At 73.7% G+C, this 25,218-nt stretch carries 22 protein-coding genes; 14 read left to right on the top strand and 8 right to left on the bottom strand.

Annotation, left to right across the window (positions count from 1 at the left end; all coding sequences use genetic code 11):
* Nucleotides 1–131: 131 nt before the first annotated feature.
* The 4 genes from AC0ZLC_RS11420 (at nucleotide 132) to AC0ZLC_RS11405 (ending at nucleotide 3,915) form a co-directional block, all read left to right on the top strand.
* The gene (locus AC0ZLC_RS11420) at nucleotides 132–782 is read left to right on the top strand and encodes a class I SAM-dependent methyltransferase (protein ID WP_476751798.1); all 651 of its coding nucleotides are present in this window, start codon (nucleotides 132–134) and stop codon (nucleotides 780–782) included.
* 22 nt (nucleotides 783–804) lie between these two features.
* Nucleotides 805–1,791, top strand: a complete 987-nt coding sequence (locus tag AC0ZLC_RS11415; RefSeq protein WP_476751797.1) for an N-acetylmuramoyl-L-alanine amidase — start codon at nucleotides 805–807, stop codon at nucleotides 1,789–1,791.
* Between the two features lie 159 nt (nucleotides 1,792–1,950).
* Nucleotides 1,951–2,778, top strand: coding sequence for a hypothetical protein (locus AC0ZLC_RS11410; protein WP_476751796.1), 828 nt, complete (start codon nucleotides 1,951–1,953; stop codon nucleotides 2,776–2,778).
* A 126-nt stretch (nucleotides 2,779–2,904) separates the two neighbouring features.
* The gene (locus AC0ZLC_RS11405) at nucleotides 2,905–3,915 is read left to right on the top strand and encodes an LLM class F420-dependent oxidoreductase (RefSeq protein WP_476751795.1); all 1,011 of its coding nucleotides are present in this window, start codon (nucleotides 2,905–2,907) and stop codon (nucleotides 3,913–3,915) included.
* 74 nt (nucleotides 3,916–3,989) lie between these two features.
* Here AC0ZLC_RS11405 and AC0ZLC_RS11400 read toward each other — a convergent pair whose 3' ends face one another.
* Entirely contained in the window at nucleotides 3,990–4,535 is a 546-nt protein-coding gene (locus tag AC0ZLC_RS11400) for a hypothetical protein (protein WP_476751794.1), read from the bottom strand.
* Between the two features lie 159 nt (nucleotides 4,536–4,694).
* Here AC0ZLC_RS11400 and AC0ZLC_RS11395 point away from each other — a divergent pair, with 159 nt between their 5' ends.
* Nucleotides 4,695–4,988 (top strand): hypothetical protein, encoded by a 294-nt coding sequence (locus tag AC0ZLC_RS11395; RefSeq protein ID WP_358855880.1) that lies wholly within the window; start codon nucleotides 4,695–4,697, stop codon nucleotides 4,986–4,988.
* 108 nt (nucleotides 4,989–5,096) lie between these two features.
* Here AC0ZLC_RS11395 and AC0ZLC_RS11390 read toward each other — a convergent pair whose 3' ends face one another.
* The 3 genes from AC0ZLC_RS11390 to AC0ZLC_RS11380 are packed head-to-tail and all read right to left on the bottom strand — an operon-like array spanning nucleotide 5,097 to nucleotide 8,313.
* Nucleotides 5,097–6,167, bottom strand: a complete 1,071-nt coding sequence (locus AC0ZLC_RS11390) for a prenyltransferase/squalene oxidase repeat-containing protein (RefSeq protein ID WP_476751793.1) — start codon at nucleotides 6,165–6,167, stop codon at nucleotides 5,097–5,099.
* A complete protein-coding gene (locus AC0ZLC_RS11385; protein WP_476751792.1) occupies nucleotides 6,164–6,910 on the bottom strand; it encodes a class I SAM-dependent methyltransferase in 747 nt (248 codons plus the stop codon). The genes AC0ZLC_RS11390 and AC0ZLC_RS11385 overlap by 4 nt, the downstream gene beginning before the upstream one ends.
* Nucleotides 6,904–8,313, bottom strand: a complete 1,410-nt coding sequence (locus AC0ZLC_RS11380; RefSeq protein WP_476751791.1) for a glycosyltransferase family 4 protein — start codon at nucleotides 8,311–8,313, stop codon at nucleotides 6,904–6,906. The genes AC0ZLC_RS11385 and AC0ZLC_RS11380 overlap by 7 nt, the downstream gene beginning before the upstream one ends.
* Before the next feature lie 280 nt (nucleotides 8,314–8,593).
* On the opposite strand from AC0ZLC_RS11380, the gene AC0ZLC_RS11375 reads away from it, so the two are divergent.
* Nucleotides 8,594–9,271: a TetR family transcriptional regulator gene (locus tag AC0ZLC_RS11375; protein ID WP_476751790.1), complete on the top strand. Its 678-nt coding sequence runs from the start codon at nucleotides 8,594–8,596 to the stop codon at nucleotides 9,269–9,271.
* Between the two features lie 160 nt (nucleotides 9,272–9,431).
* On the opposite strand, the gene AC0ZLC_RS11370 is transcribed toward AC0ZLC_RS11375, so the two are convergent.
* Both AC0ZLC_RS11370 and AC0ZLC_RS11365 read right to left on the bottom strand, forming a co-directional pair.
* The gene (locus AC0ZLC_RS11370) at nucleotides 9,432–9,665 is read right to left on the bottom strand and encodes a ferredoxin (protein ID WP_476751789.1); all 234 of its coding nucleotides are present in this window, start codon (nucleotides 9,663–9,665) and stop codon (nucleotides 9,432–9,434) included.
* A gap of 2 nt (nucleotides 9,666–9,667) precedes the next feature.
* Nucleotides 9,668–11,125 carry an aldehyde dehydrogenase gene (locus AC0ZLC_RS11365; RefSeq protein WP_476751788.1) on the bottom strand — a complete coding sequence of 486 codons (1,458 nt, stop codon included), beginning with the start codon at nucleotides 11,123–11,125 and terminating at the stop codon, nucleotides 9,668–9,670.
* Between the two features lie 199 nt (nucleotides 11,126–11,324).
* On the opposite strand from AC0ZLC_RS11365, the gene AC0ZLC_RS11360 reads away from it, so the two are divergent.
* The 7 genes from AC0ZLC_RS11360 to AC0ZLC_RS11330 all read left to right on the top strand — a co-directional run bounded on the left by AC0ZLC_RS11360 (nucleotide 11,325) and on the right by AC0ZLC_RS11330 (nucleotide 19,802).
* Entirely contained in the window at nucleotides 11,325–12,350 is a 1,026-nt protein-coding gene (locus tag AC0ZLC_RS11360) for an MBL fold metallo-hydrolase (protein WP_476751787.1), read from the top strand.
* 303 nt (nucleotides 12,351–12,653) lie between these two features.
* A complete protein-coding gene (locus tag AC0ZLC_RS11355; RefSeq protein WP_476751786.1) occupies nucleotides 12,654–13,895 on the top strand; it encodes a prenyltransferase/squalene oxidase repeat-containing protein in 1,242 nt (413 codons plus the stop codon).
* Nucleotides 13,892–14,563: an SCO2322 family protein gene (locus tag AC0ZLC_RS11350; protein ID WP_476751785.1), complete on the top strand. Its 672-nt coding sequence runs from the start codon at nucleotides 13,892–13,894 to the stop codon at nucleotides 14,561–14,563. Before AC0ZLC_RS11355 ends, AC0ZLC_RS11350 begins: the two co-directional genes overlap by 4 nt.
* An 861-nt stretch (nucleotides 14,564–15,424) precedes the next feature.
* Nucleotides 15,425–16,510 carry a CbiQ family ECF transporter T component gene (locus AC0ZLC_RS11345; RefSeq protein ID WP_476751926.1) on the top strand — a complete coding sequence of 362 codons (1,086 nt, stop codon included), beginning with the start codon at nucleotides 15,425–15,427 and terminating at the stop codon, nucleotides 16,508–16,510.
* Nucleotides 16,507–18,186, top strand: a complete 1,680-nt coding sequence (locus AC0ZLC_RS11340; RefSeq protein ID WP_476751784.1) for an ABC transporter ATP-binding protein — start codon at nucleotides 16,507–16,509, stop codon at nucleotides 18,184–18,186. The genes AC0ZLC_RS11345 and AC0ZLC_RS11340 overlap by 4 nt, the downstream gene beginning before the upstream one ends.
* A complete protein-coding gene (locus AC0ZLC_RS11335; RefSeq protein WP_476751783.1) occupies nucleotides 18,183–19,013 on the top strand; it encodes an ECF transporter S component in 831 nt (276 codons plus the stop codon). The genes AC0ZLC_RS11340 and AC0ZLC_RS11335 overlap by 4 nt, the downstream gene beginning before the upstream one ends.
* A 375-nt stretch (nucleotides 19,014–19,388) precedes the next feature.
* Nucleotides 19,389–19,802: an aggregation-promoting factor C-terminal-like domain-containing protein gene (locus tag AC0ZLC_RS11330; RefSeq protein WP_476751782.1), complete on the top strand. Its 414-nt coding sequence runs from the start codon at nucleotides 19,389–19,391 to the stop codon at nucleotides 19,800–19,802.
* Nucleotides 19,803–20,078: 276 nt separating this feature from the next.
* Here the strand turns inward: AC0ZLC_RS11330 and AC0ZLC_RS11325 are convergent, their stop codons facing one another.
* Entirely contained in the window at nucleotides 20,079–21,248 is a 1,170-nt protein-coding gene (locus AC0ZLC_RS11325; protein WP_476751781.1) for a steroid 3-ketoacyl-CoA thiolase, read from the bottom strand.
* A gap of 313 nt (nucleotides 21,249–21,561) precedes the next feature.
* Between AC0ZLC_RS11325 and AC0ZLC_RS11320 the strand changes: the two genes are divergently transcribed.
* Complete coding sequence (locus AC0ZLC_RS11320) at nucleotides 21,562–22,806, top strand: cytochrome P450 (protein WP_476751780.1); 1,245 nt, start codon at nucleotides 21,562–21,564, stop codon at nucleotides 22,804–22,806.
* Between the two features lie 208 nt (nucleotides 22,807–23,014).
* Here AC0ZLC_RS11320 and AC0ZLC_RS11315 read toward each other — a convergent pair whose 3' ends face one another.
* Nucleotides 23,015–25,093 (bottom strand): bifunctional glycosyltransferase 87/phosphatase PAP2 family protein, encoded by a 2,079-nt coding sequence (locus AC0ZLC_RS11315; protein ID WP_476751779.1) that lies wholly within the window; start codon nucleotides 25,091–25,093, stop codon nucleotides 23,015–23,017.
* Nucleotides 25,094–25,218 lie beyond the last annotated feature (125 nt).

Raw genomic sequence — 25,218 nt, 5'->3', positions numbered from 1 at the left:
GGTCCGTACTCCCTCACCCCCGTCGTGCGAGCGGCGGGGGTGAGGTGCGTCCGGGGGCGGGGCGCCTACGGGCAGGTACCGGGCGTGGGGCACCATGGGGCGCTCAGGTTCGTACACGACGGAGGACCCCCATGCCCGCGGCACCCAAGCCGGAGATCCTTGCCGCTTTCGAGGCCGCGAAGGGGTTCATGCCCGCCGGCGAGGGGCTCGCGCTCCACGCGGCGGCCGTCGAGGCCGGCCGGCTGGGGCTGCCGCTCCTGGAGGTGGGCACCTACTGCGGCCGCTCCACGATCCTGCTCGCGGACGCGGCACGCGAGGCCGGGGTCACCGCGGTCACCGTCGACCACCACCGGGGCAGCGAGGAGCAGCAGCCGGGCTGGGAGTACCACGATCCGGAGACGGTCGACCCCGAGATCGGCCGGATGGACACCCTGCCGGCGTTCCGGCGCACGCTCCACCGGGCAGGTCTCGAGGACCACGTCGTGGCGGTGGTCGGCCGCTCGCCGCAGATCGCCGCCTTCTGGCGGACACCCCTCGGTCTCGTCTTCGTCGACGGCGGCCACACCGACGAGCACGCGAATGGCGACTACGAGGGCTGGGCGCCCCACGTGGCCGACGGCGGCCTGCTGGTCATCCACGACGTGTTCCCGGACCCCGCCGACGAGTTCACCGGTCAGGCCCCGTACCGCGTCTACCTCAGGGCGCTGGAGTCCGGCGCCTTCACCGAGGTCTCGGCGACCGGCTCACTGCGCGTCCTGCGGCGAACGGGCACCGGGATCTGAGGCCGCGGTTAGAGTCGCTGACGTGTCGTACGCAGGTCCTGACTTCGAGCCCTCCCGACCGCGCCGTTCCCGGCGCGGCCCCCTGACCGTCGCCGTCGCCGCGCTGGTGCCCGGCGCGCTGGCCGGCTGGCTGGTGTGGCAGGCGGTTGGCGACACGGGGGACGGTGACGGATCCGGCGGGGCGGGCCCCGCGACATCCTCGGCCGCGGCCTCCATGTCCGCGGCGCCCCAACCGCCCACCGCGTCCGGGAAGGACGACGGGAAGCAGCACGGGGACGACGCGTCGGGCACACCGTCCACGCCGTCCGACTCCGCGTCGCGGCCCGCCGCGTCCGGTCCCCTCAAGGGCAAGGTCGTCGTCATCGACCCGGGCCACAACTCCGGCAACTTCCGGCACCCGGCCGAGATCAGCCGCCAGGTGGACATCGGCACGAACCGCAAGGAGTGCGACACCACCGGTACGTCGACCAACGCGGGTTACACGGAAGCCGAGTTCACGCTCGACGTGGCGCGCCGGATGCGCACGCTGCTCCAAAAACAGGGCGCCACGGTCGAGTTGACCCAGGACGGCGACCGGCCGTGGGGACCCTGTGTCAACGAACGGGCCCGGATCGGCAACAAGGCGCACGCCGACGCGGTGGTGTCCGTCCACGCGGACGGCTCGGCGACCGGCAACCGCGGCTTCCACGTGATCCTCCCCGCGACGGTGCACGCGGGTGCCGCCGACACCCGTCCGATCGTCGCCTCCTCGCGTGATCTGGGCGAGCGCATCGCGGGCAACTTCGTGCGCGTCACCGGCAGCGCGCCCTCCAACTACGTCGGCGGCGGCACCGGACTCGTCACGCGCGAGGATCTCGGCGGTCTCAATCTGTCAACAGTTCCCAAGGTGTTCATCGAGTGCGGCAACATGCGCGATAGCAAGGACGCGGCACTGCTGACCAGTGGGACCTGGCGACAGAAGGCGGCACGGGGGATCTCTGAGGGAATCGTGAGTTTCCTGCACGGGTAGGGATCGGCACAGCGGTCCCGGCGGACACCCTGATCGGACGGGCGATAGTGTCGTCCCTACGATGAGGGGCCACCCCCGCGCTCCGCACCCTGCCTGACGGCGACCTGGTGACAGCGATGCCTCCACCGATGACGACGAGACGACTACGAAGGACCTGAAGTGAATATCCGCTCCCTCACTAGAGGCGACGGCGTGGTGATCGGAGCAGCGGTACTGCTCTTCGTCGCGTCGTTCCTCGACACGTTCGACGGCTCCGGCAGTGACGCCCCCAACGCCTGGGACAACCTGGGCCTCGTGATGAGCATGTACGTCGGCGGTATCGTCGGTGCGGCACTGATCGTCCTCGCCCGGGGGCTCCCGCAGCAGCGCAAGGTCATCGGTCTCGACCTCGGCCAGCTCGGGGTGGCCCTGACGCTCTTCGCCGCGTGGACCGCGTTCTGGACGATCATCGACCCGCTCGGCGTGTTCGACCAGTTCGACTCGGCCGCCGACAGCGGCGCCGGGCTCATCCTCGGGCTGATCGCCGCCCTGGTCCTGGCCGCCGCCGCGATCGCCACGCCCCTCGTGCCCGCGCTCCGCGCCGCCCTCGTGGGTGCCCCGCGCCCCGCGGCCCCGCAGCCCTACGGCGGTCAGCCGCAGGGTGGTTACGGCTACCCGGGCGCCCAGCAGGTCCCCGGCCAGCCCTACGGCGGCCAGCCGCAGCAGCCCCAGCCGCAGCCGTACGGCGGGCAGCCGCAGGCCGGTCAGCCGCAGGCACCGCAGGCTCCGGCCGCGCAGCAGTCCGGCGGGGACTTCTCGCCGTTCTGGTTCGCGGTCCCGGTGGCGCGTCCGCTGTACGCGGAGGACGGTTCGCCGACGCCGATCGCCGAGCTGGCGCCGGGCACCTGGTACCTGGCCGTCGAGCAGCGCGGTCCGAGCCTGGTCGCGCAGACGCAGGACGGCCGTCGCGGTGTCCTGCAGGACACGACGGGCATCCAGCGCGGCTGACACCCGCCGACGCACGGCCCCCCGCCCTTCCGGGCGGGGGGCCGTTGTCGTACAGTCGCCCTCCGAACACTTTCTGACGGAGCGTCAGCGAGGCTGGCCCAGCGACGGTCCGGACCTGGAGGGGACATGCGGCTCGGTCTCGCACTCGGCTACTGGGGGCGCTGCCCCTCGGCGGACCACCTGTCGCTGGCGCGGGAGGCGGAGCGGCTCGGGTACGACTCCGTGTGGACCGCCGAGTCCTGGGGTTCCGACGCGTTCACCCCGCTCACCTGGATCGCCGCCCGCACCTCCCGCATCCGCCTCGGCACGGCCGTCGCCCAGATGGCCGCCCGTTCCCCCACCACGACCGCGATGCACGCCCTGACCCTGGACCACCTCTCCGGCGGGCGCGTGCTGCTCGGCCTCGGGCTGTCGGGCCCGCAGGTCGTCGAGGGCTGGTACGGGCGCCCGTTCCCGAAGTCGCCGCTCACCGCGACCCGCGAGTACGTCGACGTCGTACGCCAGGTACTCGGACGCGAGGCCCCCGTTGCCCTCGACGGCCGCTTCCACGCCCTGCCCTACCGGGGGCCGGACGGCACGGGTCTGGGCAGGGCGCTGAAACCGATCACGCACCCCCTGCGGGCCCGACTGCCCGTCCTGCTGGGCGCCGAGGGGCCGAAGAACATCGCGCAGACGGCCCGGATCGCGGACGGCTGGCTGCCGCTGTACTGGTCGCCGCTGCGCACGCAGGTGTACGAGGCCGCGCTCACGGAGGCGCCCGACGGCTTCATGGTCGCGCCCATGGCCCGTGCGGCGGTCTGCGACGACGTCGCCGAGGGACTGCTGCCCGTCAAGGCGATGCTCGGCTTCTACATCGGCGGCATGGGGCACGCGGCCCGCAACTTCCACGCCGATCTGATGGCCCGGATGGGCTTCGCCGAGGAGGCCCGCCGGATCCAGGAGCTGTTCCTCGCCGGGCGCCGCGAGGAGGCGGTACGGGCCGTCCCGGACGCCTTCGCCGACGAGATCTCCCTCGTCGGCCCGCGTGGACGCATCGCCGAGCGGCTGGAGTTGTGGCGCGAGGGGCCGGTGACGGACCTGCTGCTGCTGACGCCGGACCCGCACACGCTGCGGGTGCTCGCGGAGCTCAACTCCTAGGGCCTGTCTGACAATTTCCGTCTGCCTCCCGGGCGACGACGGGAATTGTCAGACAGGCCCTGGGGCACCGGAACTCAGCCGCCCGACAGCTCGGACGTCGACGGCACCTTGTCCTTCACCTCGGCTCCCGCGCTCTTCCCGGCGTCCTTCACCTTGTTGATGATGTCGTCGAAGGAGCCGGCCGCCGCGTCCGCCGAGTCGCCCTTGCGCAGTTTGGCGGGCAGGTCCTTGAGCGTGTCGATGCCCGCGGTGAGCGGGGCGATGGCCTTGGCGAGCGTGGGGTCGCCCTCGGCGTTCTTGCGGGCAGCGCTGAGCCGGTTGTACGTGAAGGCCCCCGCCAGGCCCGCCTTGATGAGCGCGGTCCTGCGGCCGTCGGCGCCCTTCTTGAACTTGCCGGCCCGCCAGGGCTTCACGATCCACTGGTAGGTGGCCCCGGCCGCGAGTCCGGCGTTCGCCACGAAACGCGTCTTGGCGAACTTCTGCTTCTCCGCGGAGCCGGTGGGGCTGGGGGTCGCCGTGGCGGCGGAGTCGCCGTCACCGCCGCCGCACGCGGTCGTGCCGGCGAGCAGGGCGCAGGTGAGGGTGAGCGCCAGGAGCAGGCGGCGCAGGGATACAGGCACGGGATCCTCCGGGTGAACGGCTCCCGGGGCCCGGGAGTGCACGGCTCTTCCGGCAGCCTCACCCCGCTCCGGCGACTGCGCCAGCCGGGGAAATCCGTTCGGGTAACGGACCCGATCCGTTCCAGGTTTCAAACAGGGATTCGGGGCCATCTGTTGGTCATGTCCCCTCGATATCGCAACGGTTCCAACCAGGCGGGGACGGTCATCGCGATCGTCGCGGACATCATGGCCGTCATCCTCGGTCTCTGGATCCTGATGTACCTGCTGGACGCGAACCGCGCCAACGACCTGGTGCAGTTCATCCATGACGCGGCAGCCTGGCTGGCAGGCTGGTCGCGTGACCTGTTCACCTTCGACGAGGCCTGGGCCCGTGTGGTCGCGGGCTACGGCCTGGCGGCCGTCGTGTACCTGTTCATCGGGCACGCGATCGCCAACCGTCTCAACCGGCACTGACCGGCTTTCCGGCCGGTGACCGAGGCCGGCCCGGGAACGGCGCACAGCCGTCCCGGGCCGGCCTTCGGGCGTCCGTACGCCGTAGGCCCACCGGCAGGCCCCGCGGGCCTATCGGCAGCAGTCCGGGTCCAGTCCTGACGGGAGGCGTTCGCCGCTGAAGACCGCGCAGGTCGGCTCGTCGCCGCCGAGCGCGGCCACCGCGAGGAGCACGGAGCCGGCCGTCCAGCTCGTCAGCTCCTCGGGCCAGATGGCGCCGTCCTCGAAGACGTAACCCGTCCAGTACAGCCCGGTCTTCGGATCGCGCAGGTGCTGGATGGACTGGAGGATCTCCAGGGCGCGGTCGGACTCCCCCACGATCCACAGCGCCAGGGCCAGTTCGGCCGACTCGCCGCCGGTCACCCACGGGTTGGGGACCACGCAGCGCACGCCGAAGCCGGGCACGACGAAGCGGTCCCAGCCCTCCTCGATACGGGACTTGGCCTCGGCGCCGGCCAGCGCGCCGCCGAGCACCGGGTAGTACCAGTCCATCGAGTAGCGGCCCTTGTCGAGGAACCGCTCGGGGTGCCTGCGGATCGCGTGCCGCAGCGCGCCGACCGCCAACTCCCAGTCGGGCTGGGGCTCTTCGCGCTGTTCGGCGACGGCCAGCGCGCAGCGCAGCGCGTGGTGGATCGACGAACTCCCGGTCAGCAGGGCGTCCTCGACCGGTGTGCCGTCGTCCTCGCGCTTCCAGCCGATCTGCCCGCCGGGCTGCTGGAGCCGCAGCACGTACTCCACGGCCGCGTAGACCGCGGGCCACATCCGGTCCAGGAACGTGTCGTCGCCGGTGGCCAGGTAGTGGTGCCAGACACCGACGGCGATGTACGCGCAGAAGTTCGTCTCGCGGCCGCGGTCGGTGACCTCGTCGTGGTTCCCGTCGGCGTACGCCGCGTACCAGGAGCCGTCGGGGTTCTGGTGCCTGGCGAGCCACTCGTAGGCGCGCTCGGCCGCCTCGTGCTCCCCGGCCGCGTCGAGGGCCATCGCCGCCTCGGTGTGGTCCCACGGGTCCAGGTGGTGGCCGCGGAACCACGGGATGGCACCGTCCGGGCGCTGCACCGCGAGGATCCCGCGCACCGTGGCGGCGGCCTCCTCCGCGGTGAGGACCCCGGGCAGGACGAGGTGCTCTGTCCGGGGCGTCGTCACGAAGCGTCCACCGCGGCGCTGCCGACGGGCAGGTGGGGCTTGGTCGCGTACGCCACGAAGCTCTTGCCGATCAGCGGGTTCAGCGCCTGCTCGGCGACCCGGGTGGCCAGCGGTTTCTTCATGATGTCCCAGACCAGCAGCTTGTGGTACGCCCGCACCGGCAGCGCCTTGTCGTTGTCGACGCCGAACGCGCACTTCAGCCACCAGTACGGCGAGTGCAGCGCGTGCGCGTGGTGGGTGCCGTACGGGCGGAGGCCGGCTTCCCTGATCCTGGCGAGCAGTTCGTCCGCGCGGTAGATGCGGATGTGGCCGCCCTCGACCTCGTGGTAGGCGTCGGACAGCGTCCAGCAGACCTTCTCGGGGCCGTAGCGCGGGACGGTGATCGCGATGCGCCCGCCCGGCTTCAGTACCCGGACCATCTCCGCGAGGACGCCCTTGTCGTCGGGGATGTGCTCCATGACCTCGGAGATGATCACGACGTCGAAGGACTCGTCGGGGAAGGGCAGCGCGAGGGCGTCGCCCTCCATGGCCGTCGCGGTCGCGCCCGCCGGGGCCTCGCCGGCCTCCTTCATCGCCGCGAACCACTTGGCGACCTCGCGGATCTCCTCGGCGTTCTGGTCCAGCGCCACGACCCGGGCGCCGCGCCGGTAGCACTCGAACGCGTGCCGGCCTGCCCCGCAGCCGAGGTCCAGTACGCGGTCGCCCGGGGCGAGCGGGAACCGGGAGAAGTCGACGGTCAGCACGTGGCCCTGCTTTCGCGATCGAGGGTGTCAACGGAGGGCGCGGAGGCGGCGCCCGCGGCGGGTGCGGCGGCGGTCCTGCGGCCCGGGGCCGCGCCCGCCGCGTCGGCGATCGCCTCGCGGTAGCGGGCGACGGTGCCTTCGGCGGCGCGGGCCCAGGTGTAGTGCCGCAGCACCCGCTCCCGGCCGGCCAGGCCGAGCCGGACGCGCAGGGCGGGGTCGCCCAGCACCCGGCTCAGGGCGGCGGCCAGGGCGCCGGCGTCGCCGGGCGGCACCGCGAGGCAGGTCTCGCCGTCGGGGCCCGCGACCTCGGGGATCGCCCCGCCGGTCGTCGCGACGAGCGGCGTGCCCGTCGCCATGGCCTCGGCCGCGGGGAGGGAGAACCCCTCGTACAGGGAGGGCACACAGGCGACTTCGGCCGACCGTACGAGGTCGACGAGTTCGGCGTCCGAGATGCCCTTGACGAACTCGACGGAGCCGGCGAGGCCGTACCGCTCGATGGCCTGGGCGACGGGGCCGTCCTCGGCACGGCGGCCGACGACGACGAGGTGGGCGCCGGGGTGCTCGGCGCGCACCTTGGCGAGCGCCTCGACGAGGAAGACGAGACCCTTGAGCGGGACGTCGGCGCTGGACGTCGTGACGATCCGTCCGGGCACCTGCGGCACCGCGGGGTCGGGCGAGAAGAGGTCGGTGTCGGCGCCGATGTGGACGACGTGGATGCGGTCGTCGCGTACGCCGAGGTGGTCGACGATCTCCTGGCGCGAGGTGCCGGAGACGGTGAGCACGGACGGCAGCCGGCGCGCGACGCGCTTCTGCATGCGCGTGAACGCGTACCAGCGGCGCACGGAGGCGCGGCGGCGCCAGCCCTGGGCGGCGTCCAGGTCCAGCCCGCGGTCCACGGTGATGGGGTGGTGGATGGTGGTCACCAGCGGGGCGCCGACGTCACCCAGCAGCCCGTAGCCGAGGGTCTGGTTGTCGTGCACGACGTCGAAGTCGCCGCGGCGGGCGCGCAGATGGCGCCGGGCGCGCAGCGAGAAGGTCAGCGGCTCGGGAAAGCCGCCGGTCCACATCGTGCCGACCTCGAGGGCGTCGATCCAGTCGCGGTACTCGCCGCGGCCCGGGGTGCGGAAGGGGTCGGGCTGGCGGTAGAGGTCCAGGCTGGGCAGCTCGGTGAGGGAGAGTCCGCGCAGGTCCTCGCCCTCGTCGAGCACGGGGTAGGGCTGCGAGCCTATGACCTCGACGCGGTGGCCGAGCCGGGCGAGCTCCCGCGAGAGGTGCCGCACGTACACGCCCTGGCCGCCGCAGAACGGGTTCCCCTTGTACGTGAGGAGCGCGATGCGCAGGGCTCGGCCGCCGTCGGCGGCAGGGTCCTCCTGGGGACCCGCCTCCATGGCCTCAGCGGTCACTCCCGGCCCCCTTCTCCCTGCACTGTCCCGCGAGATTACGCCGGGACGCTAATCTAGAACAAGTTTCAGACTTGATCGTTCAAGGAGCATTGAATCTACCGGCAGGTAGGACCGGCGTGAGCGGTGGATCAGGTGATTCACGCCACGGCGGAGTGGCCCGGTCGGCCGACTCGCGCAGGCGGCCGCCGTGTTGGGGCGGGACCGGGCGCTTGGGGAATGTCCGGTGCCCTGCCATGCTGACTCCTCGCTCCCCCTCGCTGAATGTCACGGAACGGGACTTATGCCTGCGGAAGCCAAGGCGGAAGCCACCACCGCGCGGGACCTCGCGCGGCCCGCGAACCCGCGCGCCGCCGCGCAGCCCGCCTCGCCCCCACTCACGGAGCGGCAGGAGGCGCGCCGTCGGCGCATCCTGCACGCGAGCGCCCAGCTGGCCAGCCGGGGCGGTTTCGACGCGGTGCAGATGCGCGAGGTCGCGGAGTCCTCGCAGGTCGCGCTCGGCACGCTCTACCGGTACTTCCCCTCCAAGGTCCACCTGCTGGTCGCCACGATGCAGGATCAGCTGGAGCACATGCACGGGACCCTCCGCAAGAAGCCGCCGGCCGGGGACACCGCGGCCGAGCGCGTCGCGGAGACGCTGATGCGGGCCTTCCGGGCGCTCCAGCGGGAGCCGCACCTCGCGGACGCGATGGTCCGGGCGCTGACCTTCGCGGACCGCAGCGTCAGCCCGGAGGTCGACCAGGTGTCCCGCCAGACGACGGTGATCATCCTGGACGCGATGGGGCTGGACGATCCCACGCCCGAGCAGCTCTCCGCGGTCCGCGTCATCGAGCACACCTGGCACTCCGCGCTCATCACCTGGCTGTCGGGCCGCGCGTCCATCGCCCAGGTCAAGATCGACATCGAGACGGTCTGCCGCCTGATCGACCTGACGGAGGCCAGGGGGCCGGGCTCGGCGTGACCGCGCCGCAGCCCTCGCGGAACCCGTGGAACGAGACGCCGGGGCCGCCGTCACGGCCGGCGCACCTCTTCCCGCCCCGCACCGGTCCCCCCGTCTCGTGTCTCCGCACGTGGGCCGAGTGTCGCACTGGGGCGGAGTCACGCACGGGCGTCGGCGGACGTCATTCCTCGGGTGGGAACACCGGCTCTCCTGAGCCCAGGACGGTGATCATGATCGCCTCGACCGGGCAGCCCTCCGCCGCCTCGAGGGTGCGCTCGTCGGCGTCGGTCTCCGGGCCGGCGGGGTGGGACTGCCGGCCGGCGTCGAGGCGGAAGGCGTCCGGCGCGAGGTGCGTGCACTGGGCCGAGCCGATGCAGACGGAGCGGTCGACCTCGACGTGCCAGCGGTCGCCCATCCCTACGCCTCCCAGCCGGCGGGCAGGTGGATCATCTTGTGCTCCAGGTACTCGCCGTAGCCCTCGGGGCCGAACTCCCGGCCCAGGCCGGAGTTCTTGTAGCCGCCGAAGGGGCCGAGCATGTCGAGGCTGAAGGTGTTGACGGAGTAGGTGCCGGTGCGGACCCGGCGGGCCACGTCGATGCCGTGCTCCACGTCGGCCGTCCAGACACTGCCGCTCAGCCCGTAGTCCGAGTCGTTCGCGATCTTCACCGCATCGCCCTCGTCGCCGTACGGGAGCAGGCAGATGACCGGCCCGAAGATCTCCTCGCGGGCGACGCGCATGGAGTTGTCGACGTCGCCGAAGAGGGTGGGTTCCACGTACCAGCCGCGTTCCATGCCCGGCGGACGGCCGCCGCCGGTGAGGATCTTGGCGCCCTCCTCCTGGCCGATGCGGATGTAGTCGAGGCTGCGCTGCTGCTGGCGCCGGGCGACCAGCGGCCCCACCTGCGTCGCCGGGTCCAGCGGGTCGCCGACCACCAGCGCGCCCGCCGCCGCCGCGAAGGCGTCCGCGAACTCGTCGTAGCGGGAGCGCGGCACGAGGATGCGGGTCTGCGCCACGCACGCCTGGCCGTTGTTCATCCAGGCCGCCGAGACGATGCCCGGCACGGTGGTGCCGAGGTCGGCGTCCGGCAGCACCACCGCCGCCGACTTGCCGCCCAGCTCCAGGGTGACGCGCGTGAGACGGCGCGAGGCGACCTCCATGACGCGCCGGCCGGCGGCGACGGAGCCGGTGAAGGAGACCTTGTCGACGCCGGGGTGCCCGACCAGGTACTCGCTCACCTCGCGGTCCGCCGGGAGGATTGACAGCACCCCCTCGGGCAGGCCCGCCTCCCGCGCGATCTCCCCGAGCAGGTACGCGTCCAGGGGCGATTCGGGGGACGGCTTCAGCACGGCGGTGCAGCCGGTCAACAGCGCGGGGGCGAGCTTCGCGGCGGCCACGAACTGCGGCACGTTCCACGGCGCCACGGCCGCGACCACACCCACCGGCTCACGCCGGACGAGGATCTTCCCGAGGACGCCGTCGCGCGTCTCCTCGTACGTGAAGTCCCGGGCGACGGTGATCGCCGCGTCCCAGACCATCATCGCGCCGAGCGCCTGCGCGAGGACGCTCCAGGAGTACGGGGAACCGTTCTCGGAGGAGATCACCCGGGCGATCTCCTCGTGGCGCAGCGCGATCCCGTCCTTGATCCGGGTGACGACCTCGATCCGCTCGCCGAGCGTCATCCGCGGCCAGGGTCCTTCGTCGAACGCCCGGCGCGCGGCGGCGACGGCCCGGTCGACGTCCCGCGCCGAGGCGTGCGGCACCCGCCCGATGACCTCCTCCGTGTGCGGCGAGATCACCTCGATGACGTCCTCGCCCAGGGGATCCGTCAACTCCCCGCCGATGAAAAGCTGTCCGTGTTCCACGAGCTCGGTCATGGCGACTGCTCCTCCGGAGGACGTTTCCTGACGACTCATCAGATACGAGAACTGATACCAGCTCCGGCCCGATGAGTCCACGGAGCCCACGCCCCCGGACGACCCCGGGGCCCAACCAGGGCTCCGGGCAGCCGACTTGGGCCACCGTTGGAACTGGTTCTAGTTATAGTGGCCGGGACACGGCGACGGGGGGAAGCCCATGACGCAGGTGACCGACCACGGCGGGGGCGTACGGTCGATCAGGGTCCCCATCCCGGACAACCCCCTCGGCCACACGCTGGTGTACGTCGTGGACACCGACCGGGGGCCCGTCCTCATCGACACCGGCTGGGACGACCCCGCGTCCCTGGACGTCCTCAGCGCCGGGCTCACCGGCTGCGGCACCTCCGTCGCCGAGATCCACGGCGTGGTCGTCACCCACCACCACCCCGACCACCACGGCCTGTCCGCCGCGGTGCGGGAGGCGTCGGGCGCCTGGATCGCGATGCACGCGGCGGACGCCTCGGTCGTCCGGCGGATGCGCGAGTACCGGCCCGAGCGGTGGTTCACGTACATGGCGGACAAGCTCTCGGCGGCCGGCGCCCCCGAGGCGCACGTGGCACCGCTGCGCACCGCCCGCCCCCGGGCACTGCCCGGCCTCTCCCCCGCGCTCCCCGACCGCGAGATCGTCCCCGGCGACCTCCTCGACCTGCCGGGCCGCCGGCTGCGCGCGATCTGGACGCCCGGCCACACGCCGGGCCACGTCTGCCTGCACCTGGAGGAGGACCATCCGGCACGGCTCGCGGGCCGCGGGCGCCTGTTCTCCGGCGACCACCTGCTGCCGGAGATCACCCCGCACATCGGCCTGTACGAGGACCCGGACGACGCCACGGTCACCGACCCGCTCGGCGACTACCTCGACTCACTGGAGCGCGTCGGCCGTCTCGGGGCCGCCGAGGTGCTCCCCGCCCACCAGTACGCCTTCACCGACGCGGCGGCACGCGTCCGGACGCTGCTCGCCCACCACGAGGAACGGCTCACCGGGCTGCTCGGCCTGCTCCGCGTCCCGCTCACCGCATGGCAGCTGGCCGAGCGCATGGCGTGGAACCGTCCCTGGGAGCGCATCCCGTACTCCTCGCGGAACATCGCCGTCTCCGAGGCCGAGGCCCATGTGCGCCGGCTGGTGAAGCTGGGCCGGGCGGAGACGGTACCGGGGAGCGATCCCGTCACGTACCGGGCCGTGTGACCGGGCGCGGGGGCGGACCGCCCGCCGCGGGGGCGGACCGGGCGGCCCCCGGGCCGTGGACCGCGGGCCGGTAGAGTGAGCGCGTCGTCATCACACCCGTACGGGGGGAAGCCGGTGCAATTCCGGCGCTGACCCGCAACCGTGAACCGTCCGCCGGACGGTGAGCCGGATCGCCTCGCGCGGGACGTGACCGGCTCGTGCCTGCGGCAGCCCGCCGCCGGCCGGCACCGTCGAGGGATACGGAGCCGGAGCCACCCGGTACTCCAGCGTGCCGGTGCCGCCCGGCTCCCCGCAGGGAGAGTCATGTCTGTTCGCCGCACCGCCGCGGTACTGGCCGTCACCGCCGTGATCGGTACGGCGGTCGCACCCGCCGCCCTCGCCGACGACTCGTCCCCGTCACCCTCGCAGGCGATCCCCTCCGGGCTGTACGGCTCCACCGACCCCACCTACGACGGTGTCTGGCGGCAGTCGCTCACACTGCTCGCCCAGCACACCGCGGGCGTGAAGCCCGCCCGCAAGGCCGTCGACTGGCTGACCGGACAGCAGTGCGCGAACGGCGCCTTCGCGCCCTACCGCGCCGACGCGTCCGCGAAGTGCGACGCGAGGACGACGGTGGACACGAACAGCACCGCCGCCGCGGTGCAGGCGCTCGCCGCGCTCGGCGGCCACGCCGCCGAGACGGACAAGGCCGCCGCCTGGCTGAAGTCGGCGCAGAACAAGGACGGTGGCTGGGGCTTCGCCGCGGGCGGGGCCAGCGACGCGAACTCGACCTCCGTGGTGATCGGCGCGCTCGCCGCCGCGGGTGACCGGCCCGAGGACGTCACCAAGGGCGGCAGGTCCCCGTACGACGCCCTGCTGAAGCTGGCGGTCCCCTGCGGCGACGACGGCGGCGGGGCCTTCGCCTACCAGCCCGACAAGAAGGGCGCGCTCGCGGCCAACGAGGACGCCACCGCGGCGGGCGTGCTCGGCGCCCTCGGCAAGGGGTTCGCGGCGCCGGCGGGCAAGGCGGCGGACGGCTCGGCCTGCGCGGACGCGAAGAAGCCCACGCCCCGGGACGCGGCCCGCAACGGCGCGGTCCACCTCGCCGACGCCCTGCACGGCACCGCCTACCTGAAGTCGGCGATGCCCGGCGCCAAGGACCAGCCCGACTACGGCAACACCGCGGACGCCGTCGTCGCGCTCGCCGCCGCGGGCCGCACCGGCGACACGGACAAGCCCCTCGCCTGGCTGGAGAAGAACTCCGGCGCCTGGGCGGCGAAGTCCGGGCCCGCCGCGTACGCGCAGCTGATCTTCGCGGCGCACGCCACCGGCACCGACCCGCGCGACTTCGGCGGCGCGGACCTGGTCCGGCAGCTCGGCGCGACCGGTCCGGCGACCCAGACCTCCGGCCACTCGGACGGCCCTGGCACGGACCAGGGCGACAAGAAGAAGGACAGCGACGAGGACGGCGGGCTCGGCGTCTGGTGGATCGTCGGCGTGGGCCTCGTCGCCGGCGTCGGCGTGGGCTTCCTGATCAGCGGCCGCAACAGGAAGCGGCAGCCGTGACCCGGCGCGGCGGCGTCGCCTCGGTCCTCGCCCTGCTGCTCCTCGTACTCGGCGGGGCGGGCGAGGCCCGGGCCGCCGGCTACCGCTACTGGTCGTTCTGGGACCTGACCGGCGGGACGTGGGCGTACGCCACCCAGGGGCCGTCGACGGCGCGGCCGTCCGACGGTGACGTGCAGGGATTCCGGTTCGCGGTGAGCGAGGACTCCTCGCGCGCGGTGAAGCCGCGCGGGGACGCGGACTTCGGGTCCATCTGCGCCGGCACGCCCGCCCGGGACGGTACGAAGCGGATCGCTCTCGTCCTCGACTTCGGTACGGCCGCGGACGCGCCGTCCGGTGAGACGCCGCCGCGGACGCGTACCGCCTGCGCGCGGGTCCGTCCCGACGCGACGACGGCCGACGCGCTCGCCGCCGTGGCGAAGCCGCTGCGCTACGACGGCAACGCGCTGCTGTGCGCCATTGCGGGCTATCCGCGGGCCGGCTGCGGAGAACAGGTCGCGGCCGCCGAGCCGGGCGCCTCCGCCCGCCCCCGCTCCGAGTCGGGGTCCGGCTCCGGCTCCGGGACCGGGACGGGGGACTCCGGCCCGTCGGTCGGGCTGCTCGCGGGTCTCGCGGCGGTCGCGGCACTGGGGGCGGCGGCGGTCTGGCAGGCTCGGCGCCGCCGACACTGACGTGAGGTGGAACCTGTGACGACGGACGAGCACGACCGTCCCGCTCCGCCTGCCCCACGGAAGGTCGGCCGCCCAGCGGCCGGGTCGACTCCGGCGGAGGACAGCCGCCTCGCGGACGGGCCGCCTCCGGCCGAGGACAGCCGCCCCGCGGACGGCCGCGCTGCGAAAGGGGCAGCTCCGGCGGCGCACGGCCGCCTCGCGGGACGGTCTGTCCCGGCTGAGGCTAGCCGCGCTGCGGAACGGCAGGCCGCCCAAGGCGCGGACGGCCGCACCCCGGGTCGGCCGGACCCGGTCGAACCCGTCCGCACTCCGGGGCAGTCGGCCCCGGCCGAGGACAACGGCCCCTCCCGACAGGGGGGTTCCCAAAGCCGGGACAACCGCACCCCGAGACAGCGGGGTTCCCAGGGCGCGGACGGTCGCCAGGCGGAACGGCCGATGCGGCCCGAGGACAGCCGCCGCATGGACAGCCATCCGCCGGAACAGCCGACTCCGGCCGAACACGCCCCCACCCCGGAACAGCAGGGCCTCAAGGGCCAGGACGGTCGCCGGGCGGAACGGCCGACCCCGGCCGAGGGCAGCCCCTCGGAACGGCAGGCTGCCCGAGCCACTGACGTCCCCACCCCGGGACAGCCGGCCCCGGCCGAGGACAATCCCACCCCGGGACAGCCGGCACCGGTTGAGGACAGCCGGTCGTCGGAACGGCAGGCCGCCCATGGTGTCCGTCTCCGCGGGCACGGTGCGGCGGTCCCGCAGGCGCACGGCACCGGCACGACGCCGGGCGACCCCACCGGAGCAGGTGCCCTTCTCGGCGGCCTTCACCGGGGGCGCGGTGTCACCCGCCCGGGCGCCCTCCGCCGGCACCTGACGGCGGAGGCCAACCGCGGCAACGCCCTGCACCCGGGCGCCTGGTGGATATGGGCCCTGGGCCTCGGCACCGCCGCCTCGCGTACCACCAACCCGCTCCTCCTCGCCCTGCTCGTCGGCGTCGCCGGCTATGTCGTCGCCGCCCGCCGCACCGACGCGCCCTGGGCCCGCTCGTACGGCGCGTTCGTGAAGCTGGCCCTCGCCGTCCTCGCCGTCCGCCTGGCGTTCGCCGTGTTCCTCGGCTCCCCCGTCCCGGGTACGCAGGTCGTCGTCACGCTCCCCGAGGTCCCGCTGCCCGACTGGGCCCAGGGCGTCCGCATCGGTGGCCGGGTCACCGCGGAGGGCCTGGTCTTCGCCCTGTACGACGGCCTGAAACTGGCAGCGCTGCTCATCTGCGTCGGCGCGGCGAACGCGCTCGCGAACCCGGCGCGGCTGCTCAAGTCGCTGCCGGGCGCGCTGTACGAGGCGGGCGTCGCCGTGGTGGTCGCGCTGACCTTCGCGCCGCACCTGATCGCGGACGTGCAGCGGCTGCGCGCGGCACGCCGGCTGCGCGGCCGCCCGGACCGGGGTCTGCGCGGGCTGCTGCACGTCGGACTCCCGGTGCTGGAGGGCGCGTTGGAGCGTTCCGTGGCGCTGGCGGCGGCGATGGACGCGCGCGGCTACGGGCGCACCGCCGAGGTGCCGGCCGCGGTCCGCCGCACCACGTCAGCCCTCACCCTGGGCGGTCTGCTCGGCGTGTGCGCGGGCACGTACGGGCTGCTGACCGCCGAGGGCGGAAGCTACGGACTGCCCGTGCTCCTCGCCGGGCTGGCCGCGGCGCTCGGCGGCCTGGGGCTCGGCGGCCGCCGCTCCCCGCGTACGCGCTACCGGCCGGACGTCTGGGGCGTGCGGGCCTGGCTGGTGTCGGCGTCCGGGGTCGCGGTGGCCGCGCTGATGATCGTCGCGGCCTCGCACGACCCGGCGGCGCTGCACCCCGGGGTGGTTCCGCTGACCGCCCCCGCTCTTCCCCTGTGGCCGGCCGCCGCGATCCTGCTCGGCCTGCTGCCCTCCGTCCTCGCCCCGGCCCCCAAGGAGTCCTCATGATCCGCTTCGCGGACGTCTCGGTGACGTACGAGGGGGCCGCGGGACCGACCGTCCAGGGGCTGGACTTCGAGGTCCCGGAGGGTGAACTCGTACTGCTGGCCGGGCCGTCGGGGGTCGGCAAGTCGACGGTGCTGGGCGCGGTCAGCGGTCTGGTGCCGCACTTCACCGGCGGCACCCTGCGCGGCCGGGTCACCGTCGCCGGACGGGACACCCGCACGCACAGGCCGCGCGAACTCGCCGACGTCGTGGGCACGGTGGGCCAGGACCCGCTGTCCCACTTCGTCACGGACACCGTCGAGGACGAGCTCGCCTACGGCATGGAGTCGCTGGGGCTCGCGCCGGACGTGATGCGCCGCCGTGTGGAGGAGACCCTTGACCTGCTGGGCCTGGCCGGCCTGCGCGACCGTCCCATCGCCACGCTGTCCGGCGGGCAGCAGCAGCGGGTCGCCATCGGCTCGGTGCTGACGCCGCACCCCGGGGTGCTGGTCCTCGACGAACCGACGTCCGCGCTGGATCCCGCCGCCGCGGAGGAGGTTCTCGCCGTCCTCCTGCGTCTCGTCCACGATCTCGGGACGACCGTCTTCCTGGCCGAGCACCGGCTGGAGCGGGTCGTGCAGTACGCGGACCGGGTGGTCCTGCTGCCCGCCCCGGGGGCCGCGCCGGTCCTCGGCACCCCGGCCGAGGTGATGGCCGTCTCGCCGGTGTGCCCGCCGGTGGTGGAACTGGGCCGGCTCGCGGGCTGGTCGCCGCTTCCGCTGACGGTGCGCGACGCCCGCCGGGCGGCGGGGCCGTTGCGGGAGCGGCTCGCGGCCCGCACGCCGGCGGCTCCGGCGCCCCGGCGGGTGGCGGCTGTCTCCGTCGTGTCCCGAAACCCCGGCTTCCTGCGCGGACGCGGTCCGTCCACCCCGGCCGCCGCCCCGGCCGCCGCCCCGGCCGTGGTCGAGGGTCTGGCCGTCCGCCGGGGCCGGGTCGAGGCGCTGCGGAAGGTGGATCTGACGGCCGCCCCGGGCGAGACCATCGCGCTGATGGGCCGCAACGGCGCGGGGAAGTCGACGCTGCTCGGCGCACTGGTCGGCCTCGTCGAGCCGGCCGCCGGATCGGTACGGGTGGGCGGTTCGGTGCCGCACCGCACCGCCCCGCGGGACCTCGTACGCCGCGTCGGGCTCGTACCGCAGGAGCCACGGGACCTGCTGTACGCCGACACGGTGGCCGCCGAGTGCGCCGCGGCCGACCACGACGCGGGCGCCGAGCCGGGCACCTGCCGCGCGCTGGTCGGTGAGCTGCTGCCGGGCATCGGCGACGACACGCATCCGCGGGACCTGTCGGAGGGGCAGCGGCTGGCGCTCGCGCTGGCCGTGGTCCTGACGGCGCGTCCCCCGCTGCTGCTGCTCGACGAGCCGACCCGCGGCCTCGACTACGCGGCCAAGGCCCGTCTGGTGGCCGTGCTGCGCACACTGGCCGCCGCCGGGCACGCCATCGTGCTGGCCACCCACGACGTGGAGCTCGCCGCCGAACTCGCCCACCGGGTGGTGATCCTCGCCGACGGCGAGGTCGTCGCGGACGGTCCCACGGCCGAGGTGGTCGTCGCCTCCCCTTCCTTCGCCCCACAGGTGACGAAGATCCTCGCCCCGCAGCCCTGGCTCACGGTCGCCCAGGTCAGGGAGGCACTCGCGTGACCGGGTCCGAGGACGGGGGCCGCCCGCAGGCCCGGGCCGTCCGGCTCGGCCCCCGCTCGGTGGCCGCGCTCGTCCTGGTCAGCGCGGTGGGCGTCGCCGGTTTCGGCTGGCCGCTCCTGGCCGGGCGGGGCTCCGAGGTCGGCGCGCACGCCCAGGACGCGCCCTGGCTCTTCGCGGGGCTCCTCGTGCTGCTCGTCGCCGTCGTCGCGGCGACGATCTCCGAGTCCGGGCTGGGCCCGAAGGCGGTGGCCATGCTCGGCGTGCTGGCCGCGACCGGGGCCGCGCTGCGGCCGATCGGGGCGGGGACCGCCGGCATCGAGCCGATGTTCTTCCTGCTGGTGCTGAGCGGCCGGGTGCTCGGCCCGGGGTTCGGCTTCGTCCTCGGGTCCGTGACCATGTTCGCGTCCGCCCTGCTCACCGGGGGTGTCGGGCCGTGGATGCCGTTCCAGATGCTCGCCATGGGGTGGTTCACGATGGGCGCCGGGCTGCTGCCGGGGCCCGACCGGCTGCGCGGCCGGGGCGAGCTGGCCGTGCTCGCCGGGTACGGGTGCCTCGCCGCCTTCGCCTACGGCACCGTCATGAACCTGATGGGGTGGCCGTTCCTGGACGCCCTGGCCGCCGGCGTCGCCTTCGTCCCGGACGACCCGCTCCACTCGAACCTCGTACGGTTCCTCGCCTACTGCGCGGCGACCTCGCTCGGGTGGGACCTGGGACGGGCGGTCGTCACCGTCGTACTGACCCTGACCCTCGGCACGCCCCTGTTGAAGGCGCTGCGGCGGGCCACCCGCCGGGCGGCCTTCGAGAGCCCGGTCACCTTCCTGCCGTGACGTCCTGCGTCGCGGGTCACACGGGCCGACCGCACCGGGTGACGCGCGGCCACGCCGAGTCAGTCCGGGGGTGAGCCGTCCCACAGGACCTTGGTCCTCTACGAGGCGGGGCCGTAGCCGGAGAGGGTGGCATGCACGCGTCGCCCAGAGCGCTGACCTGGGCTTTGAGAGCCAGGTCACAGAAGGTACTGGTCCCCCGCATGCGACCACCACTAGTAACAGCGGTCGTTGCGGACGCCTGCCGGGCCTGTTTCTCTGGAGGAGTCGCCAGGCGCCGACGTGCCCTCCCGGGCCGCGGCGCCGCCGTATGCCCCCGCCGCCCCCGCGTGGTTCCGGCATGCCGGCGCACCCCCGTCCCCGAAGAAAAGGTGCTTCGTGCCCGTCTCCGTCATCCGCCGCATCGCCTCCCCGAAGAAGGCCCTCACCACCGCCGCCGTGGCCGCCGCCACGACCGGCATGGTGCTGGCCGCGGCCCCCGCCCAGGCCGCGACCCCCACGGTCTCCTCCGCCCAGTCGGTCGCGCACAAGATGATCCCGGACGCCGCGCAGTACAACGCGTTCAGCAAGATCGTCGAGCACGAGAGCGACTGGAACGTCACCGCCACGAACTCCTCGTCGGGCGCCTACGGTCTGGTCCAGGCGCTGCCCGGCAACAAGATGGCCTCCAAGGGCTCCGACTGGAAGACCAGCGCCGAGACCCAGATCAAGTGGGGCCTGGACTACATGAACGACCGCTACGGCAGCCCGGTCGGCGCCTGGAACTTCTGGCAGAGCCACGGCTGGTACTGACCGGCCCGGGCCGTCCCGGACGCGCATGCAGCGCGGCCCCTGCGGCACCCCCGTACGCGAAGGCGGCGGCTCCCGATCCCCGGGCCGCCGCCTCCGCCATGCCCCGATCCCCGGGCCGCCGCCCTCGCCGCACCCCGGGCCCCGGGCCGTTGCCCTCGCCGTACCCCGGGCCCCGGGCCGTTGCCCTCGCCATACCCCGGCCCTCGGGCCGCCGCCCTCGCTCTGCCTGCGGTCCCCGGGACACCGCCCTGCCCCGGCCGCCGGGCGGGGCGCGCGTCACAGCCGCTGGATGATCGTCCCCGTCGCCAGCGCCCCGCCCGCGCACATGGTGACGAGCGCGAACTCCCTGTCCCGGCGCTCCAGTTCGTGCAGTGCCGTCGTGATGAGCCGCGCCCCCGTCGCCCCGACCGGATGTCCGAGCGCGATCGCGCCGCCGTTGACGTTGACCTTCTCCAGGTCCTGCTCGAAGACCTGCGCCCAGCTCAGCACCACGGACGCGAAGGCCTCGTTGATCTCGACGAGGTCGATGTCCCTGAGCGACATGCCCGCCTTGCCGAGCACCGCCCGCGTCGCGTCGACCGGCCCGTCGAGGTGGTAGTGGGGGTCGGCGCCGACCAGCGCCTGCGCGACGACACGGGCGCGTGGCCGCAGCTTGAGGGCCCGCGCCATCCGCTTGGACGCCCACAGGAGGGCGCAGGCGCCGTCGGATATCTGCGAGGAGTTGCCCGCGGTGTGCACGGCGGTCGGCATCACCGGCTTCAGCCCCGCAAGTGCCTCCATACTGGTGTCGCGCAGCCCCTCGTCCCGGTCGACCAGGCGCCACATGCCCTGCCCGGCCCGCTGCTCCTCCTCCGTGGTGGGCACCTGCACGGCGAACGTCTCGCGCTTGAACCTCTCCTCCGACCACGCGTTCGCGGCCCGCTCCTGGGAGATGAGCCCGAGCGAGTCCACGTTCTCGCGGGTCAGTCCGTGGCGGCGCGCGATGCGTTCCGCCGCCTCGAACTGGTTCGGCAGGTCGACGTGCGCCTCCTCGGGGAAGGGCTTGCCCGGACCGTGCTTGGACCCCGAGCCGAGCGGCACGCGGGACATCGCCTCGACCCCGCAGCTGATCCCGACGTCGATCACGCCCGCCGCGATCATGTTGGCCACCATGTGCGAGGCCTGCTGCGAGGACCCGCACTGGCAGTCGACCGTCGTCGCCGCGGTCTCGTAGGGCAGGCCCATGGTGAGCCAGGCGGTGCGCGCGGGGTTCATGGACTGCTCACCGGCGTGGGTCACCGTGCCGCCGACGATCTGCTCCACGCAGTCGGCGTGGATACCGGTGCGTCCGAGGAGTTCGCGGTAGGTCTCGCCCAGGAGGTAGGCGGGATGCAGCGCGGCGAGCGCGCCGCCGCGCTTGCCGATGGGGGTGCGTACGGCTTCGACGATCACGGGTTCCGCGGCCATGGGTCGTCCTCTCCTAAGGGCCTGCCAGGCGGCCCGGCCCTGCTCACCCGCGCGGCGCGGGCGTCCCGGCCACCCGCCACGCTGAACTAGTACGCGTTCTAGTTCTGCGTGCAGTCTGCTGAGCGGAAGGTCCGCCCCGCAAGGGTCGTGCAGTGCCCGAAGTCGTGATCTGCCCTGTTTCCGCGCGCAATTGGGGGCGCCACACCCCTTGCCTCTTGTAGAACCCGTTACTACCTTCACGGCAGTTCCCGGTTCCTGATGAACCGTCAGAACATGGCCGGCACCGCAGTACGCGCCAGACCTGGAGTTGCCGATGTCCTGTCCAGCGCTGCCCGACGGATTCGACTTCACCGACCCGGACGTGCTGCACCACCGCGTCCCCCACCCCGAGTTCGCCGCACTGCGCCGGGTCGAACCGGTGCACTGGATCCCGCAGCGGCCCGGCATCGCGGGGTTCGACGACGACGGCTACTGGGCCGTCACCCGGCACGCGGACGTCAAGTACGTCTCCACGCACCCCGAGCTCTTCTCCTCCTGGGTGAACACCGCCATCATCCGCTTCAACGAGCGTATCCAGCGTGAACAGATCGAGGTGCAGCGGCTGATCCTGCTCAACATGGACCCGCCCGAGCACACCCGGGTCCGCCAGATCGTGCAGCGCGGCTTCACCCCGCGCGCGATCCGCGCCCTGGAGGACGCCCTGCGCACCCGCGCGGGACAGATCGTCGAGCGGGCGCTCGCGGAAAAGGACCCGGACGGCACCATCGACTTCGTCACCCAGGTCGCCAGCGAGCTGCCCCTCCAGGCCATCGCCGAACTGATCGGCATCCCGCAGGACGACCGGGCCAGGATCTTCGACTGGTCCAACAAGATGATCTCCTACGACGACCCGGAGTTCGCGATCAGCGAGGAGGTCGGCGCCGAGTCGGCCACCGAACTCATCTCGTACGCGATGAACATGGCCGCCGACCGGAAGCAGTGCCCGGCGAAGGACATCGTCACCCGGCTCGTGGCGGCGGAGGACGAGGGCAACCTGGCCGCGGACGAGTTCGGCTTCTTCGTGCTCGTGCTGGCCGTCGCCGGCAACGAGACGACCCGCAACGCGATCACGCACGGCATGCACGCCTTCCTGACCCACCCCGACCAGTGGGAGCTCTACAAGAGGGAGCGGCCGGCCACCACCGCCGAGGAGATCGTGCGCTGGGCCACACCCGTCGTCTCCTTCCAGCGCACCGCGACCCAGGACGTCGAACTGGCCGGCCGCCGCATCAGGAAGGGCGAGCGCGTCGGCATCTTCTACTCCTCGGCCAACAACGACCCGGACGTCTTCGACCGTCCCGAGGTCTTCGACATCACCCGCGACCCGAACCCGCACCTCGGCTTCGGCGGGGGCGGCCCGCACTACTGCCTCGGCAAGTCCCTGGCCACCCTGGAGATCGACCTGATGTTCCGCGCGGTCGCCGACGCGATGCCGGACCTGCGCGCGGCCGGTGATCCGCGCCGGCTGCGCTCCGCCTGGCTGAACGGTGTGAAGGAGCTGCGGGTCACCCCCGCCTGAGCGGCCGCCCCGGGGCCGGCCCGGGCCGACGGCCTCCCGGCGCCGCCGGCCCGACTCCGGGGAGGCGGGGACACCCCACGCCCCCGCCTCCCCGGGCAGCCGACCACGGCCATTGCGCCCGCGCCCGGCCCGCCACCCCGTCACAGCACCCGGTCACTGCGCTCGGTCACTGCGCCCCGTCACGTCACAGCTCGGTCACTGCGCTCGGTCACCGCGCCCCGGGCGGGTGTACAGGACGGTCTGCAGGCCCTGCCTTCGCGGCCGTCCCCGCCCGGGCCCGCGAGGTCTTTCCGCCGGGCGGGGCGGGGGCCCGCGGCCCGGACAGCAGATACGTCAGGCCGAACCCCGCGCCCACCACCACCGCGCCCCCGGCCGCGTCCAGCACCCAGTGGTTGCCGGTCGCCACGATCGCCGCCGCCGTGCCCAGCGGATGCAGCAGCCCGAGGGCCTTCATCCACCGCTTCGGGGCAAGCAGCGCGACCACGAGACCGCACCACAGCGACCACCCGAAGTGCAGGGAGGGCATCGCCGCGTACTGGTTGGTGAGCGCGGTCAGCGTGCCGTAGTCCGGCCGGGAGAAGTCCTGCACGCCGTGGACCGTGTCGATGACGCCGAACCCCGGCATCAGCCGCGGCGGCGCCAGCGGGTAGAGCCAGAAGCCGACGAGGGCGAGCACGGTGGTGAAGCCGAGCGCCGAGCGGGCCCAGCGGTAGTCGGCGGGACGGCGGGCGTAGAGCACGCCGAGGACGGTCAGCGGGACGAGGAAGTGGAACGACGTGTAGTAGAAGTCGAAGAACTCGCGCAGCCGTCCGGCTCGCACCACGGCGTGGTTGGCCCAGTGTTCGATGTCGACGCGCAGGAGGCGCTCCACCGCGAGGATCTGCTCGCCGTGCCGCTCGGCGAGCGCCCGGCCGCCGGAGTTGGTGCCGCCGGTCGCCGCCAGCCTGACCTGCTGGTACGCGGCGTAGCCGACCCGGATCAGGAGCAGTTCGAGGAGCAGGTTCGGACGGCTCAGCACCCGGCCGGGGAGAGCCGGCAGCGGGACCCGGCGGAACCGGGCCGGGACGGGCGGCGCGTACTCGGTGGGGACCGGGGTCCGGTAGTGGGGCGAGGAGAGGGACAGGAACGGGACGGCGCAGGCGGCGGCGAGCGCGGCCACCAGGACCAGGTTGTCGCGCAGAGGGTGGAGCAGCGTCACATCCGGCAGCACCGTCCGCGCGGGCAGCGTCGTCACCAGGACGATCGCCACCGGCCACAGGTACCGGTCCGAGGCCCTGCGGCCGACCCGGCCGACCACCGCGAGCAGCACCCACAGCAGCTGGTGCTGCCAGGTGGTGGGCGACACCGCGACGGCGACGCAGCCGATGATCGCCACGGCGAGCAGCGACTGTCCGTCGCGGGCGCAGCGCACCGCGCGACGGGTGCCGACGACGGCGACGGCCGCGCCGAGGACCAGGAAGAGACCGGTCTCCAGGGGCCCTTCGAGGCCGAGGCGCAGCAACGCGCCGTGCAGGGACTGGTTCGCGAGGCCGTCCGCGCGGCCGCCGAGTCCGACGCCCGCCACATGGTGGACCCAGTAGGTGGACGAGTCGTGGGGCAGCGCGGCCCGGGCGAGCACCGTGCAGGCGGCGAACGTGATCCCGGTGGAGACGGCCGCGCGTCCGCGTCCGGTGCACCACAGCAACGGAACGAAGAGCAGCACGGTCGGCTGGAGGGCCGCTGCGACGCCGATGAGCACGCCGCTCGCGCCCTGTCCGCGTACGGCGAAGCAGCCGAGGAGGACGAACAGGACCGTAAGGACGCTGGTCTGGCCGAGGTGGAGGGTGTTGCGCACCGGCAGCGACAGCACGAGCAGGCTGACGGCGACGGGGGCGGCCAGCAGCCGGGTGCGCAGGGTCACGGGCCGGGGCAGGGCGCGCGCCGCGACCAGCCCGAGCGCGACGACCAGCAGCAGCGTGCCGAAGGTCCAGCCCCAGCCCAGCGCCTGTTCAGCCGAACGAGTGAGGGGCTTCAGGACGAGTCCGGCGAACGGGGTGCCGGTGAAGCGGGTCGAGTCGTACAGGGAGCCCTTCGTGTGCAGGACGCCGTTCGGGCCGGCCCAGGTCTCCAGGTCCGTCAGGCGGTCACCCCTGGGCGTCGCGAGGACGACGGCGACCTGCCGCACGGCGAGCCCGGCGGCGACCAGCCAGAGTCCGGCGCGGGCCGCTTCAAGCCGTGCCCGGGGCGTTCCGGCCGTCCCGGGGGCGAAGGCCTCGCCCGACGGTTCTCCGTGCTCCGCATTCGCCACGCCGCGCCTGCCTCCCGCCCCGCCGGCTCCGGCGGTATGTCCTTCCCCGAACCCTATGAGGCTCTCGCCACGTTCATGGACATACGCGGTCGATCCGGCGCCTATCTGCTGTCCCGTCGCATCCG

The sequence above is a fragment of the Streptomyces sp. GLSS-08 genome (assembly GCF_056387915.1).
Note: the sequence above shows the minus strand (reverse complement) of the source record. Positions and strands in the feature narration are given on the sequence as shown.

What these genes read in the sequence shown, in the direction of transcription:
- AC0ZLC_RS11320 (WP_476751780.1), top strand. Translation starts at nt 21,562, where the DNA reads ATGTCCTGTCCAGCGCTGCCCGACGGATTCGACTTCACCGACCCGGAC.
- AC0ZLC_RS11405 (WP_476751795.1), top strand. Translation starts at nt 2,905, where the DNA reads ATGCGGCTCGGTCTCGCACTCGGCTACTGGGGGCGCTGCCCCTCGGCG.
- AC0ZLC_RS11355 (WP_476751786.1), top strand. Translation starts at nt 12,654, where the DNA reads ATGTCTGTTCGCCGCACCGCCGCGGTACTGGCCGTCACCGCCGTGATC.
- AC0ZLC_RS11365 (WP_476751788.1), bottom strand. Translation starts at nt 11,125, where the DNA reads ATGACCGAGCTCGTGGAACACGGACAGCTTTTCATCGGCGGGGAGTTG.
- AC0ZLC_RS11325 (WP_476751781.1), bottom strand. Translation starts at nt 21,248, where the DNA reads ATGGCCGCGGAACCCGTGATCGTCGAAGCCGTACGCACCCCCATCGGC.
- AC0ZLC_RS11375 (WP_476751790.1), top strand. Translation starts at nt 8,594, where the DNA reads ATGCCTGCGGAAGCCAAGGCGGAAGCCACCACCGCGCGGGACCTCGCG.
- AC0ZLC_RS11340 (WP_476751784.1), top strand. Translation starts at nt 16,507, where the DNA reads ATGATCCGCTTCGCGGACGTCTCGGTGACGTACGAGGGGGCCGCGGGA.
- AC0ZLC_RS11420 (WP_476751798.1), top strand. Translation starts at nt 132, where the DNA reads ATGCCCGCGGCACCCAAGCCGGAGATCCTTGCCGCTTTCGAGGCCGCG.
- AC0ZLC_RS11395 (WP_358855880.1), top strand. Translation starts at nt 4,695, where the DNA reads ATGTCCCCTCGATATCGCAACGGTTCCAACCAGGCGGGGACGGTCATC.
- AC0ZLC_RS11370 (WP_476751789.1), bottom strand. Translation starts at nt 9,665, where the DNA reads ATGGGCGACCGCTGGCACGTCGAGGTCGACCGCTCCGTCTGCATCGGC.
- AC0ZLC_RS11360 (WP_476751787.1), top strand. Translation starts at nt 11,325, where the DNA reads ATGACGCAGGTGACCGACCACGGCGGGGGCGTACGGTCGATCAGGGTC.